Origin of the sequence: Allobosea sp., assembly GCF_036675845.1 — a bacterium.
GTDB lineage: Bacteria > Pseudomonadota > Alphaproteobacteria > Rhizobiales > Beijerinckiaceae > Allobosea.
In genome coordinates this window covers 105,438-119,191 of the sequence record NZ_JAKFED010000146.1, presented here as the reverse complement: position 1 = coordinate 119,191, position 13,754 = coordinate 105,438, and the positions used below count along the sequence as shown (strand labels likewise).

At 67.9% G+C, this 13,754-nt stretch carries 16 protein-coding genes; 2 read left to right on the top strand and 14 right to left on the bottom strand.

Annotation, left to right across the window (positions count from 1 at the left end):
• Window positions 1-14: 14 nt before the first annotated feature.
• The gene (locus V6M56_RS16165; protein WP_332685171.1) at window positions 15-518 is read right to left on the bottom strand and encodes a YciE/YciF ferroxidase family protein; all 504 of its coding nucleotides are present in this window, start codon (window positions 516-518) and stop codon (window positions 15-17) included.
• 273 nt (window positions 519-791) lie between these two features.
• Between V6M56_RS16165 and V6M56_RS16160 the strand changes: the two genes are divergently transcribed.
• Complete coding sequence (locus tag V6M56_RS16160; RefSeq protein WP_332685170.1) at window positions 792-959, top strand: hypothetical protein; 168 nt, start codon at window positions 792-794, stop codon at window positions 957-959.
• Between the two features lie 166 nt (window positions 960-1,125).
• On the opposite strand, the gene sugE is transcribed toward V6M56_RS16160, so the two are convergent.
• From sugE to V6M56_RS16125, 7 genes are all read right to left on the bottom strand, one after another.
• Window positions 1,126-1,440, bottom strand: a complete 315-nt coding sequence (gene sugE, locus V6M56_RS16155; protein ID WP_332685169.1) for a quaternary ammonium compound efflux SMR transporter SugE — start codon at window positions 1,438-1,440, stop codon at window positions 1,126-1,128.
• Window positions 1,441-1,614: 174 nt separating this feature from the next.
• A complete protein-coding gene (locus V6M56_RS16150; protein ID WP_442881175.1) occupies window positions 1,615-2,187 on the bottom strand; it encodes a MerR family transcriptional regulator in 573 nt (190 codons plus the stop codon).
• A complete protein-coding gene (locus V6M56_RS16145) occupies window positions 2,184-2,498 on the bottom strand; it encodes an integration host factor subunit alpha (protein ID WP_332685168.1) in 315 nt (104 codons plus the stop codon). The genes V6M56_RS16150 and V6M56_RS16145 overlap by 4 nt, the downstream gene beginning before the upstream one ends.
• A 324-nt stretch (window positions 2,499-2,822) precedes the next feature.
• The gene (locus tag V6M56_RS16140) at window positions 2,823-3,800 is read right to left on the bottom strand and encodes a beta-ketoacyl-ACP synthase III (protein ID WP_332685167.1); all 978 of its coding nucleotides are present in this window, start codon (window positions 3,798-3,800) and stop codon (window positions 2,823-2,825) included.
• 16 nt (window positions 3,801-3,816) lie between these two features.
• Entirely contained in the window at window positions 3,817-4,881 is a 1,065-nt protein-coding gene (plsX, locus tag V6M56_RS16135; protein WP_332685166.1) for a phosphate acyltransferase PlsX, read from the bottom strand.
• Window positions 4,882-4,993: 112 nt separating this feature from the next.
• On the bottom strand, window positions 4,994-5,542 hold the full coding sequence (locus V6M56_RS16130; RefSeq protein WP_332685165.1) for a YceD family protein: 549 nt from the start codon (window positions 5,540-5,542) through the stop codon (window positions 4,994-4,996).
• Entirely contained in the window at window positions 5,539-6,150 is a 612-nt protein-coding gene (locus tag V6M56_RS16125; RefSeq protein ID WP_332685164.1) for a ubiquinol-cytochrome C chaperone family protein, read from the bottom strand. Before V6M56_RS16125 ends, V6M56_RS16130 begins: the two co-directional genes overlap by 4 nt.
• Window positions 6,151-6,198: 48 nt before the next feature.
• Here V6M56_RS16125 and V6M56_RS16120 point away from each other — a divergent pair, with 48 nt between their 5' ends.
• A complete protein-coding gene (locus tag V6M56_RS16120) occupies window positions 6,199-6,690 on the top strand; it encodes an outer membrane protein assembly factor BamE (RefSeq protein ID WP_332685163.1) in 492 nt (163 codons plus the stop codon).
• 78 nt (window positions 6,691-6,768) lie between these two features.
• Here the strand turns inward: V6M56_RS16120 and V6M56_RS16115 are convergent, their stop codons facing one another.
• The 6 genes from V6M56_RS16115 to ribH form a co-directional block, all read right to left on the bottom strand.
• Window positions 6,769-7,692, bottom strand: a complete 924-nt coding sequence (locus V6M56_RS16115; protein WP_332685162.1) for a DMT family transporter — start codon at window positions 7,690-7,692, stop codon at window positions 6,769-6,771.
• A gap of 203 nt (window positions 7,693-7,895) precedes the next feature.
• Window positions 7,896-10,052 carry a sodium-translocating pyrophosphatase gene (locus V6M56_RS16110; protein ID WP_332685161.1) on the bottom strand — a complete coding sequence of 719 codons (2,157 nt, stop codon included), beginning with the start codon at window positions 10,050-10,052 and terminating at the stop codon, window positions 7,896-7,898.
• A 201-nt stretch (window positions 10,053-10,253) separates the two neighbouring features.
• On the bottom strand, window positions 10,254-11,459 hold the full coding sequence (locus V6M56_RS16105) for an MFS transporter (RefSeq protein ID WP_332685160.1): 1,206 nt from the start codon (window positions 11,457-11,459) through the stop codon (window positions 10,254-10,256).
• Window positions 11,460-11,494: 35 nt separating this feature from the next.
• Window positions 11,495-12,493: a thiamine-phosphate kinase gene (gene thiL, locus V6M56_RS16100; RefSeq protein ID WP_332685159.1), complete on the bottom strand. Its 999-nt coding sequence runs from the start codon at window positions 12,491-12,493 to the stop codon at window positions 11,495-11,497.
• Window positions 12,494-12,653: 160 nt separating this feature from the next.
• Window positions 12,654-13,106: a transcription antitermination factor NusB gene (nusB, locus tag V6M56_RS16095; RefSeq protein WP_332685197.1), complete on the bottom strand. Its 453-nt coding sequence runs from the start codon at window positions 13,104-13,106 to the stop codon at window positions 12,654-12,656.
• Window positions 13,107-13,117: 11 nt separating this feature from the next.
• Entirely contained in the window at window positions 13,118-13,615 is a 498-nt protein-coding gene (gene ribH, locus V6M56_RS16090; protein WP_332685158.1) for a 6,7-dimethyl-8-ribityllumazine synthase, read from the bottom strand.
• Window positions 13,616-13,754 lie beyond the last annotated feature (139 nt).

Sequence of the window (13,754 nt, the reverse complement as noted above, 5' to 3'; positions counted from 1 at the left end):
GAAAGGCGCCTGACTCACGCCGCCTGGCGATTGATGCCGGATTCCGCGAGCTGGGTCAGCTTGTTGTCGGCCGCATGCTCCTCGTCGAGATTCTGCTGCAGCAGCGCCGCGCAGTCCTCGCGGCCGAGCCGCTTCGCCCATGCCGCCAGCGTGCCGTAGCGGGTGATCTCATAGTGCTCGACCGCCTGCGCCGCCGCGATGATCGCGGCATCCAGCACCTGCTTGTCGTCGACCTCGCCCGTCACCTCGTCCGCTTCCGCGAGAATGCCGTCGATCGCCGGGCAGTCGGTGCCCTTGGCTTCGACGCCATGCTGCTTGAAGACCTGCTCGAGCCGCCGGATATGACCTTCGGTCTCGCCGCGATGGGCTTCCAGCCCCTGCTTGAGCTGCGGATCGGTCGCCTTGTCGATCATTGTCGGCAGGGCTTTGTGGATCTGCTTCTCGGCATAGTAGATGTCCTGCAGCTGATGCACGAAGAGATCGTCCATCGTCTTGATATCCTTGGAAAATAGGCCCATGCCGTCCTCCTGCTCGCGCTGTCTGGCTGGATGGCCGGCGCCGCGCGGGCGCGGCGTGCTTCCCTGCCCTGCCAACGTGCGATGCTGCGATCTGTTCCGGATGTGCCAAGGCGGATGCGGCATCCGATCGCTTGGGCAGAGCAGGATGCGAAAAAGTGGGAACCGGTTTTTCGCAAGCATCCTGCTCCAACCTTTTGGTGAGAGATGGATTCAGATGTCGGATGGGATCATTCCATGATTCCATCCGACATCATCCGGCTCTAGACTGGGTCGATGGAAATCGCGATCCCCCTCCTCATGGGCCTGACGCTGATCTGGCTGATCGGCCGCGGCACGCCCTGGAACGCCAAGATGCTGACGCTCGCGGTGACGCTAGCCGTCATCGTCGCGGTCGTGCTGCTCGAGCGTAACGGACTCTGGCCCGAGGCCTTCCGGCGCTGAGCCAGCCCCGATCATACGCATTTTCGACGGAACCATCCCGTCATTCAGGACAAGCAGCGAAGCCGCGCCGCTCCGGAATCCATCGAAGGGCGCCGAGCTCCATGATGGATTCCGGCAATTCGGCCGGAATGACGGGTTGTTTCCGAGGGAAAACAGCAGGCGCTCGTCACGCCACCAGCTTCAGGCCGACGATGCCGGAGACGATCAGGCCGATGCAGAGCAGGCGCAGCACCGTCGCCGGCTCGCCGAACAGCACGATGCCGAGCACCGCGGTGCCGACCGTGCCGATGCCGGTCCAGATCGCGTAGGCGGTGCCGAGCGGCAGGCTCTTCAGCGCGAGGCCGAGCAGGCCGAGGCTGACCACCATGCTGGCGACCGTCAGAACGGTCGGGATGAGGCGGGTGAAGCCGTGGGTGTATTTCAGCCCGATGGCCCAGCCGATTTCGAACAGGCCGGCGAAGAAGAGATAGGTCCAGGCCATGACGGCCCTCCTTTTCGAAGGGCGGGGTCGTCCACGCCTGAGAGAAAAGCGCGGCCTGGCCGCGGAGGTCGTCCTCGCCCCTGATTTAGCCAGCCCCCTCGCCGGCTGCAAGGGCCGGCCAAGGAAAGCGCCAGGCGCGGTCCCGGCTTGTCGGCCGCCGGCAGGCTGCGCCGCTCAGGCCTCTTCCGCCGCCGCGCCGGCGCTCAGCGCGCCGCGCAGCAGGCGCCGGCATTCGGCGAGCTCGAACAGCGTCGACTTGAGGAAAGCGAGGTCGTCGCTGCCGGAGAAGGCCGGCGGGGAAGGACGGGGCAGCGAGGAGAGCAGCGCCTGCGCGGCGAAGCCGGGCTCGCCGGCGGACGCCGGTCGCCCCGTTTCGGCCGGTCCGGCGGCCGTGGCGGGCCGGGCCGCGGCCCCTGGCGGCGGCACGATCTCGGCGCCGCGGCCGATCGCCTGGACATGGCGCGGCCCCTGCTCCTTGAGGATGCGCTGCAGCCCCTTGATGGTATAGCCCTCGCCATAGAGCAGGCGGCGGATGCCCTTGAGCAGGGCGACATCGTCCGGGCGGTAATAGCGCCGGCCACCGCCGCGCTTCAGCGGCTTGATCTGGGAGAAGCGCGTCTCCCAGAAGCGCAGCACATGCTGAGGGATGTCGAGGTCGTCGGCGACCTCGCTGATGGTACGGAAAGCATCTGGGCTCTTGGTGTCCAATTCGGCCTCTGTATCGCCGTTGTGGAACTCCAGGCTCACTCTTCGCCACCCTCGCCGTTCTGCCCGTTGATGCGGGCCTTCATCACATTCGAGGGCTTGAACACCATCACGCGACGCGGCTCGATCGGGACTTCTACACCAGTTTTGGGATTACGCCCGATTCGCTCGCCCTTGTCGCGCACGACGAAGGAGCCGAACGAAGAAAGTTTGACATTCTCGCCGCGCGCCACGGCGTCGCAGATCTCGTCGAGGACCGCTTCGACGAGCTTGGACGACTCCGTCCGCGAAAGGCCGATCTTCTGATAGACCGCCTCGCAGAGATCCGCGCGCGTCACAGTTTGCCCTGCCATCAGCTCCCTCCAAGGCGTTATCGAGCAGTCACTACCCGTCAAAGCATCCCTTACCCGAACGGCGGACGCCAGAGCCGGACGCCGCCGGCGGAACGCGCCAGGCGCTCCGATCCGAAAGGTTAATCCGGCTCCCAACCAAGTGTCTGCGCAGGATCGATCACGAGAACCGGTTCCTGCATTTTCGCCTTCTGCTCTAGGCGCCATGGCAATGGGGGTCAATCCTCACGCCGCACGCAAGGGTTGAAATCGCTCTAATCTGTAGCGGTAACCGTCAAAAAATCCGATAAATTGAAATAACTTAGCCGTTCAGGCCGGCAGGACCGGTCACCAGCGGATCAGCGCCGAACCCCAGGTGAAGCCGCCGCCCATCGCCTCGATCAGCACGAGCTGACCCGGCTTGATGCGGCCGTCGGAATGGGCCTGGGCCAGGGCCAGCGGGATCGAGGCGGCAGAGGTGTTGCCATGCGTGTCGACGGTGACGACGACGCGGTCGTGACCGATGCCGAGCTTGTCGGCCGTGGCATCGATGATCCGGCGATTGGCCTGGTGCGGCACGAACCAGTCGATGTCCGCACCGGTGAGCCCGGTCTCGGCGAAGGTGTGGCGGACGGTCTCGGCGAGGTTGACGACCGCATGTCGGAAGACCTCCTTGCCCTCCATGCGCAGGAAGCCGACGGTCTTGGTCGAACCCGGGCCGCCATCGACATAGAGCTTGTTCTTGTAGCGCCCGTCGGAGCGGATATGGCTCGCCAGCACGCCCCGGTCGGCAAGCGTGCCCTTGCCGGGCTCGGCCGAGAGCACGACCGCGCCGGCACCGTCGCCGAACAGCACGCAGGTGGTGCGGTCCTCCCAGTCGAGAATCCGCGAGAAGGTCTCGGCGCCGATGACGAGCGCGGCCCTGGCCGCTCCGGTCACCAGGAACTTGTCGGCGGTGGCGAGGCCGAAGACGAAGCCGGAGCAGACGGCCTGCAGGTCGAAGGCGGCGCCATGGGTGATCCCGAGATCGGCCTGGATCTGCGTCGCCGTCGCGGGGAAGGTGTTGTCGGGCGTGGCGGTGGCGACGATGATCAGGTCGATCTCGCTCGCCGCCATGCCGGCATCGGCGAGCGCGGCCTGCGCCGCCTTCAGCCCGAGGGTCGCAGTGGTCTCGTCGTCGGCGGCGATGTGGCGCTGGCGGATGCCGGTGCGCTGCACGATCCACTCGTCGGTGGTGTCGACCTTCTTCGCCATATCGGCGTTGGTGACGATCTGCGCTGGCAGATAGGAGCCGCAGCCGCGCAGAACGGATCGCAGGATGGACAAATGACGTCTCTCTTCCCTAATCGCCGATAGCCGGCTGCAGGCTCTTCTGGCTCGCATCCGGGCGCGCGGTCGCCGCGACCATCTCGCGCACTTTCGCCATCAGGTCCTCTCGCGCCATCTCGTAGCCCAGTTCGGCCGCGCTGGCGAACCCGATCGCGTCGGTGCCGCCATGGCTCTTGATGACGATGCCCTCCAGCCCGAGGAAGACGCCGCCATTGACCTTGCGCGGGTCCATCTTCTCCTTCAGCGCGGAGAAGGCGCCACGCGCCAGAAGATAGCCGATTTTCGACATCAGCGAACGCGTCATTGCAGCGCGGAGATATTCGCCGATCTGCCTTGCCGTGCCCTCGGCCGTCTTCAGCGCGATATTGCCGGTGAAGCCTTCGGTGACGACGACGTCGACCGTGCCCTTGCCGAGATCGTCGCCCTCGACGAAGCCGAGATAGTCGAGATGCGGCAGGTTGCTCTCGCGCAGGATGCGGCCGGCTTCCTTGACCGCCTCGACGCCCTTGATCTCCTCGACCCCGACATTGAGCAGGCCGACGCTCGGCCGGTCGAGATCGAAGACGACGCGGGCCATGGCCGCGCCCATCACCGCGAGGTCGACGAGATGCTGCGCATCGGCGCCGATGGTCGCGCCGACATCGAGCACGACGCTCTCGCCGCGCACCGTCGGCCACAGGCAGGCGATGGCCGGCCGGTCGACCTGCGGCATCGACTTCAGGCAGAATTTCGACATCGCCATCAGCGCGCCGGTGTTGCCGGCCGAGATGGTGACGTCCGCCTCGCCGGTCTTGGTGGCGTCGATGGCGCGCCACATCGAGGATTTATAGCGGCCATAGCGCAGCGCCTGGCTCGGCTTGTCGTCCATCTTCACCGAGACCTCGGTGTGATGGAAGACGGTCGCGGCCTTGAGCTTCGGGTGGGCCTCGAGCAGCGGCTCGACCAGGGACTGGTCGCCGAAGATCACGAACTTCGCGTCGGGGCGGCGCTCCAGCGTCAGCGCGGCGCCCGGAATGACGATGGAAGGGCCGTGGTCTCCGCCCATAGCATCGAGCGCGAGTGTAACCGGACGTGTCATGTGGAGGCGATCAATTCCAGGGGCGGCGCCCCCGGCTGGGGCGGCTCGACGCGGGCCGGACAATAGCGAGTTGGACGCCAGCCGCAAGAAAAAGCCTCGGTCGCGGACGGCATCATTCACGGTCCTTCAGGCGCGCCAGCGCCGCAAACGGCGATTCGGCGGCCGCTTCGGGCGCGGAATCCTCGAAGCTCGCGCCCGGCTTGCGCGGGTAAGGGTCGAGTGCCAGCGCCAGGAATTCGAGGGTGATCGCGCCGAGGTCGATGACACCGTCGACGATGGCTTCGGGCGGGTCCTGCTCGTTCAGCAGCACCTCGATGTCGATCTCGCCGGCATCGGCCGCCGCCGCGGCGGCAAGCTCGGCCTCGGGGGCGAAATCCAGCTTGAGCGGCACAGCGAGCGCGACGGGAAAGGCCTCGAGCGTGACGACGCAGACCTGGTGCAGCGCCGCCGTGATCTTGCCCTCGAGCTTTACCCGGTCGCCATTGCGCGAGAGCGAATACTCGCCCTTCAGCGCCTCGACCGAGGCGACGCCGAGATGGCGTGCGATCTCGCCGAGCTCGGGCTGCGCCGCCGAAAGCTCGAACGCCATCGGCCGCAGCGTGATGGTCTCGACGCGGACGGGATGGCGCAAAGGCAGCGCTTCCTTGCTGGCGGAACTCATTGGGACAAACTGCTCGCAAACTGCGGAAAAACTGGGTCGGCGGTAAGAATACCGTCGAGATCGAGGGTGGCCAAGTGCGCCGCCGCGGCCCGGACATGGCGCGCCAGCGCCGCGGCATCGGCCAGCGGCGAGACATTGCGGCCGAGCGCGGCGACGAGCGCGCCCGGTTCCGCCGTCGCCGCGAGGGCCTCCTCATAGGCGCCGATGCGGCCATAGAAGCTGCGGCCGATCTTCTTCAGCCGCTTGGGCACGGAGACGTCGCTGGCGCCGCCCTGGCGGAAACCGAGCTCGAGATAGCTGAAATTGGCGTCGACGAGGTCCTGCGCCACCGCCGCTGCCGGCTCCGGCAATTCGCGCAGCCGCCGCAGCACCAGGAAGACATGCAGGGTCAGGGCCTCGAAGCGGCCCTCGAAATCGTCGGGCACGCGCCCTTCCAGATAGAGCGCCGGCTCCCGCGAAGCCGCGACGATCCGCGCCAGCAGCGCGTTGACCGGCGCCATCCGATCGGGCCTCTTGTCGAACAGGCCGAAAATCACCGCCGCCACCCCGCCAATTGCGCTCGCCTTGCCAAAGCCATGCTCGGGCGTTACGCCAAGCGTACCCCTCATGACAAGCGCGGCCTCGCTGTCGCGTGCCTGCCGTTGGACCTTCCCCGCATGACCGCTCCGACCCGCCGCACCGTCCTGTTCGGATCGCTGGCCGCCACGATGCCGCTCGCCGCCTGCAGCGGCACCAATCTCGGCTTCCGCGTGCCGACCTCCGCCGGCCTGAACGAGGAGTTCACGCGCGGCTTCGTCATGGACGACGAGCTGATCGCCAAGGTCAGGCCCGGCATGGACGTGCAGACGGTGCTGACCACGCTCGGCACGCCCTCGACGACCTCGACGGTCGGCAACCGCACCTTCTACTATATCAGCCAGACGGTGCGCCGGCGCTTCCAGTTCCAGAACTTCGATGTCATCGACCAGCGCGTACTGGTCATCTATTTCAACAAGGGGTTCAAGGTCGAGCGCATCGCCAATTACGGCCTGCAGGACGGCGTGATCTTCGACTTCATCAGCCGCACCACGCCGACCGGCGGCGAGGAGCAGAGCTTCCTGCGCAACCTCTTCCGCGGCGTCACCAAGTTCAACCCGCTCGGCTCCTGAGGCCGCAGCGCCCCGTCTCCAATGACAAAAGCCCCGCGGATCGTTCCGCGGGGCTTTTCGTTTGCGGCCGGCTACTGCTCAGGCCGGCTTCTGCCGCCCCGGCAGCGTCATCGCCACGACGCCGACGACCACCAGTGCCAGCCCGGCCCAGGCCGTCGGACCCAGCCTCTCGCCGAGGAAGACGACGCCGATGGCGACGCCGGTCGGCACGCGCAGATAGGCCACGGACGTCGTAGCCACCGTGCCGAGCCGGGCGATCAGCCGGAAGTAGATGACGAAGGCGAGCGCGGTCGAGAACAGGGCAAGCGCCAGCAGCGCCTGGATCGACTCAGGCGACGGCGAGAGCGTCCAGGGCCGGTCCAACAGCAGGCTCAGGGGCAACAGGATGGCGGCGCCGCAGACCAGCGAGCCCGCAGCCGGCATGATCGGGTCGAGCCCCTTGAAATTGCGTCCGAACAGGGCAGCGCCGCCATAGCAGGCGGCCGCCGCGACCAAGGCGAGTTGCGCCGCCAGCTCGCGGCCGAAGCCCGACAGCGCCTCGACGCCGATGATGAGGCAGACGCCGAGCATGCCGGCCGCGACGCCGAAGAGTTTTCGGCCGGTGGCAGCCTCGCCGCGCGACAGCAGCACGGCCAGCAGAAAGGCGAAGATCGGCGAGCCTGCGTTCAGGATGGCGGCGAGGCCGGCATCGACGCTGGTCTCGGCCCAGGCGATCAGCGTGAAGGGCACGGCGCTGTTGAGGCAGGCCTGGATGGCGAAGCGCCGCCATGTGGGAAGGTCGCGCGGCAGCCTCAGCCCGCGCCAGCGGAGGACGACGAGCAGGATCGCGCCGGCGATCAGCGTGCGCGCCGCGATCAGCGTCACCGGCGGGATCGTCTCGACGCCGAGCTTGATGAAGCTGTAGGAGGCGCCCCAGAGCGTGGCGAGGACGAGCAGGAGCGCCATCTCCCGGGCGTGGCCGGGCTTGTCAATGGACTGGGCGGGCGGTGCGTGGGTCGTCATGGCGTCCTCCTGGGCTGGAGGGACCATGGCAGGCGGGCGAAGCTGCGTCGTGCCGGAACGCTACGGTCCCGGACGAAGCCTCGCGACTTGATTCAAGCGGCTCCGGAACTGATTCCGCGAACCGCTCCAACCGTTTGACCGCCCAACGAAAAGCCCCGCGGATCTCTCCGCGGGGCAGGTCTTTCTCGCGAGGCTCGTGCGGCTCAGGAATGGGCCAGGATGGCGAGCAGCAGGAGGGCGATGATGTTGGTGATCTTGATCACAGGGTTCACGGCAGGGCCCGCCGTGTCCTTGTAGGGGTCGCCGACGGTGTCGCCGGTGACCGAGGCCTTGTGCGCCTCCGAGCCCTTCATGTGGCGCACGCCGTCCTTGTCGACGAAGCCGTCCTCGAAGCTCTTCTTGGCGTTGTCCCAGGCGCCGCCGCCCGAGGTCATCGAGATGGCGACGAAGATGCCGGTGACGATCACGCCCAGCAGCATGGCGCCAACCGCGGCGAAGGCCTGGTTCTTGCCGGCGATGGCGTTGATGACGAAGAAGGTGACGATCGGCGCCAGCACCGGCAGCAGCGAGGGCACGATCATCTCCTTGATCGCGGCCTTGGTCAGCAGGTCGACGGCGCGGGCATAGTCCGGCCGCTCGGTGCCTTCCATGATGCCCGGCTTCTCCTTGAACTGGCGGCGCACCTCCTCGACCACCGAGCCGGCGGCCCGGCCGACCGCGGTCATGCCCATGCCGGCGAAGAGGAAGGGGATCAGGCCGCCGAGCAGCAGCCCGACGACGACATAGGGATTCGACAGCGAGAAATCGACGACGACGCCCTTGAAGTACTGGAAGGTCGTCGAGCCCGCCTTGTTGGCCTCGGCCACGAAGAAGTTGAGGTCCGAGGTGTAGGCAGCGAACAGCACCAGCGCGCCGAGGCCGGCCGAGCCGATGGCGTAGCCCTTGGTGATCGCCTTGGTGGTGTTGCCGACCGCGTCGAGCGCGTCGGTCGACTGGCGGACCTCCTTGGGCAGGCCGGCCATCTCGGCGATGCCGCCGGCATTGTCGGTGACCGGGCCGAAGGCGTCGAGCGCCACGACGACGCCGGCCAGCGCCAGCATCGCCGTGGTGGCGATGGCGATGCCGAACAGGCCGGCAAGGCCATAGGAGACGATGATGCCGGCGATGATCACGATGGTCGGCATCGCGGTCGATTCCAGCGAGACCGCGAGACCCTGGATGACGTTGGTGCCGTGGCCGGTGACCGAGGCCTGGGCGATCGAGACCACCGGGCGCTTGCCGGTGCCGGTGTAGTATTCGGTGATGACGACGATCAGTAGCGTCACCGCGAGGCCGACGATGCCGCAGGCGAACAGGGCCCCGGAGGTGAAGCTGACGCCCTGCCCCGTGGTGAACGTGGTCGAGAAGCCGCCGAACATCACATGCGTCACCGCGGCGATCGCGGCGATCGAGAGCACGCCGGCGGCGATGAAGCCCTTGTAGAGCGCGCCCATGATCGACTGGTTGGCGCCGAGCTTGACGAAGAAGGTACCGGCGATCGAGGTCACGACGCAGGCCGCGCCGATCGCCATCGGATAGAGCATCATCACCTTCAGCGCTTCCTGGCCGCTGAAGAAGATCGCGGCGAGCACCATGGTCGCGACCAGCGTCACGGCATAGGTCTCGAACAGGTCGGCGGCCATGCCGGCGCAGTCGCCGACATTATCGCCGACATTGTCGGCGATCGTCGCCGGGTTGCGCGGATCGTCCTCCGGGATGCCGGCCTCGACCTTGCCGACGAGATCGGCGCCGACATCGGCGCCCTTGGTGAAGATGCCGCCGCCGAGGCGGGCGAAGATCGAGATCAGCGAAGCACCGAAGCCGAGCGCGACCAGCGAGTCGATGACGGTTCGGCTGGAGGGCGAAAAGCCCAGGCTCGCGGTCAAGATGGCGTAGTAGACGGCGACGCCGAGCAGGGCCAGGCCCGCGACCAGCATGCCGGTGACCGCGCCGGCCTTGAAGGCGACGTCGAGGCCCTCGCCCAGCGACTTCATCGCGGCCTGGGCGGTGCGGACATTGGCGCGCACCGAGACGTTCATGCCGATGAAGCCGGCGACGCCGGAAAGCACCGCGCCGATCAGGAAGCCGATGCCGACATAGGCTCCGAGCAGCCAGGCGAGCACGACGAAGAGCACGGCGCCGACCATGGCGATGGTGATGTACTGGCGCTTGAGATAGGCCTGCGCGCCTTCCGCGACCGCGCCGGAAATCTCCTGCATGCGCTGGTTGCCGGCGTCGCGTTTCATCACGTCGCCATAGGCCCATAGCCCGTAGACGATCGAAAGCGCACTCAGAAGTATGATGATGAGCAAGGCCGACATCGAGTTTCCTGTCCCTGAGATTGGCATCTGGGGCAGGACGCCCCGACGGAGCCGGCTTATTTGCCGGTCTGTTGAACGCCAGGGACTGCTCTTACGGGCCCGAAGAATCGCGCCCGTAGAGCCGATCGCCAGTGTCGGTCGGATTGTTGCCAAGTTTCCGACAAAATCGCAAACCCGGCGGCTGACAATTCGTCGAAGATGTCAGGCTGCGGCGGGACGCCGGCGCAACGCTTGCCAGGCGACGAGGGCGAGCGCGACCACCACCGGCGGGAAAACCAGCCAGTTGACGCTCTCCCAGCCGCCGGTGCTGAGCAGGCCGCCGGCCGAGAACGAGGCGATGGCGACCGAGCCGAAGACCAGGAAATCATTGGCCGCCTGGACCTTGACGCGCTCCTCCGGCCGGTAGCAGTCGGTGACCAGCGCGGTCGCGCCGATGAAGCCGAGATTCCAGCCGATTCCGAGCAGCACCAGCGCGACCCAGAAATGCGCGATGCTGAGGCCGGCGAGGCCGACGACCGCCGCAAGCGCCGTCAGCAGCAGACCGAGCGCGGTGATCTTCTCCTTGCCGAAGCGGGCGATCAGCCGGCCGGTGAAGAAGCTCGGCCCGAACATGCCGAGGATGTGCCACTGGATGCCGAGCGCCGCATCGCCGATCGAATGGCCGCAGGCGACCATGGCGAGCGGGGCCGCCGTCATGACGAAGCTCATCAGCCCGTAGGCGACCAGCGCCGCCGTCACCGAGGCGATGAACTTGGGCTGGCGCATGATCTCGGAAAGCGGCCGGCCGCCGCCGGACCGCACCTGCGCCACCGGCGGGGCGCGCAGCATCAGGATGACGCCGATGGCGAGCATGGCGAGCACGCCCTGCGCCAGGAAGCTCGCGGCGAAGGGAGCCCCCGGCGTCAGATCACGGGTCCAGTAGACCGATTGCGGCCCGATCACGCCCGCCGCCAGCCCGCCGAACATCACCCAGGAGATGGCGCGCGGCCTGAAGCTCTCGCTCGCGGTGTCGGCAGCGGCGAAGCGGTAGCTCTGCACGAAGGCGCCGTAGACGCCGCAGAGGAAGGTGCCGAGGCAGAACAGCCAGAACATCCGCCCGCCGGTGCCGGTGGCGGCGACGCTGGCCCCGACGATGCCGATCAGCGCACCGATCAGATAGCCGCTGCGCCGGCCGAGCCGACGCATCAGCATCGCCGCCGGGATGACGCCGCAGGCGATGCCGAGTTGCATCAGGCTGACCGGCACGGTTGCGAAGGTCTGGTCGGCAACGAGTTGCGAGCCGACAATGCCGCCGAGCGAGACGACGATCGCTGGGCTCGCGCCACCGAGCGACTGGGCGCAGGCCAGGACGAGCGCGTTGCGTTTCGCCAGGGCGTCGCCGTCGCTGACCGGAACATGCTGGTTCATCGCAAGCCGCCCGCTCTCCGCGGCCGGGGCCGCCCTCAGAAATGGACGAAGGAGCCTCGCGCAAAGCTGCGCGGCCGGCCCGCTTCGCTGTAGCGCACGGTTCCCGCCTCCGCGGTGACGCGGCCGATGCAGGCGAAACCGAGGCCCGCCGCCTCTGCCGCCGCCGTAAGGGAAGAAAATTCCCTCTCAGTGGCCGTGCAGAGAATTTCGTAATCGTCTCCGCCCGTCCAGGCCAGTTCCGCCAATGCGGGATCGGCCATGACGGCATTGCGGGCCGCGGGCGACAGCGGCACCGCCTCGAGCGCGATTTCGGCGCCTGCCCGCGAGGCGGCGAGCAGCTTTCCGAGATCGCCGACGAGTCCGTCGGAGATGTCCATCGCCGCCGTGGCGTGGGCCTGCAGCGCCGGCGCCAGCGCCAGGCGCGGGCGCGGATGCAGATAGCGGTCGGCGAGGAAGGCGCGGTCGGCCTCGCTGAGTCGGCCGACCCATTCCGGGCGGCCCGGGCCATGCGCACGCAAGCCCAGCGCGCCATCGCCGATCGTCCCCGAGACCAGCACGAGATCGCCGGGCTTCGCCCCCGAGCGCAGCACCATGCGCCCGGCCGGGACGCTGCCGAAGGCGGTGATCGAGAGCGTCAGCGGCCCCGTTGTCGAGACCGTGTCGCCGCCGATCAGCGGGCAGCCGGTCTCGCTTGCCAGTCCCGCCAGCCCGGCGGCAAAGTCTGCGAGCCAGTCCTCGGTCCAGCCTTTCGGCAGCGCCATGGTCAGCACGAAGCCGTCGGGCCGGGCGCCCTTGGCGGCAAGGTCGGAGAGGTTGACCGCCAGCGCCTTGCGCGCGATCGAGCCGGCGGGGTCGTCCGGGAAGAAATGCACGCCGGCGACCAGCGCATCGGCGGTGACGACGAGCTCGTAGCCGCGCGCCGGGCGCAGCAGGGCGGCATCGTCGAGCAGGCCGAGGCCATCACGGCCGGCGATCGGCGCGAAATGCCGCGCGATCAGCTCGAATTCGCCGGGGCGTTCTGGTTCGGACGTCATCGATCAGCCTGCCGCCCGTTCCTCGCGTCATCCCGGACAAGCCGCGAAGCGGCGCTGCTCCGGGATCCATCGAAGGGCGTCGCGCTCGACGATGGATTCCGGATCTTCGCTTCGCTCGTCCGGAATGACGGCGTTGTTTCCCGAGACCCTACGATAATGCTCACGCCGCCGGGACGTCGAATTCCTCGGCGCGGAAGTCGCGGGCCAGCTTGTCGAGCACGGCGTTGACCATGCCGATCTCCTCGCCCTCGTAGAAGGTGCGCGTGACCGCGACATATTCGGAGATCACGGCACGCGCCGGCACGTCCTTGCGGAAGGCGAGCTCATAGGCCCCGGCGCGCAGGACGGCGCGCACCACCGCCTCGATCCGCTTCAGCGGCCAGCCGGCGGCGAGCACCTCGTCGACCGCGCGATCGACCAGGCGCTGCTCGCGCACGACGCCGCCGAGCAGGTCGCGGAAGAAGGCGAGCTCGGCTTTCGGAAGCTCGACCTCCTCGACCTCCTTGCCGATCCAGAACGCCTCGAACTCGGCCATGGCCTCGATCACGCCGCGCCCGCCGACCTCCATCTGGTAGAGCGCCTGCACGGCCGAAAGCCGCGCGCCGCGGCGCATCTCCGCCCGGCTCACGACGCGGCCTCCGCCAGCGAGCGCTTGTAGCGCAGCACGGCAAGCGCCGCCTCGGCCGCACCGCCGCCCTTGTCCATCTCGGAGCGATTGGCGCGAGCCCGGGCCTGGGCCTCGTTCTCGACGGTCAGGATGCCGTTGCCGAGCGGCATGGCATAGGCGACGGAGATGTCCATCAGGGCGCGCGAGCTCTCGCCGGCGACGATGTCGTAATGGCCGGTCTCGCCGCGGATCACGGTGCCGAGCGCGATCACGGCCTCATAGGGGTCGACCGACTCGTCGGCGGCGCGCAGGCCGATGACGATGGCGGACGGGATCTCGAGCGCGCCGGGCACGGTGACGCGATCGACGCGGCAACCGGCCTTCTCAAGCACGGCGAGCGCACCCTGCAGCAATTCGTCGGCGAGGCCGTCATAGAAGCGCGCCTCGACCAGGAGCACGCGCGCGCCATCGAGCGAGGCGGCCGAAGCGGCCGATGATTGCCGGGATCCGGCCATGCGGGCATTCCTTCTTGTGTCTTCCGAGGCGCCCCCGAACCTGATCGAAAGCGCTCAAGCCCTCATCCTGAGGAGCCATTTCGTCGGAAATGGCGTCTCGAAGGATGCTCAAGAGCCGGCTGAACCATCCTTCGAGACG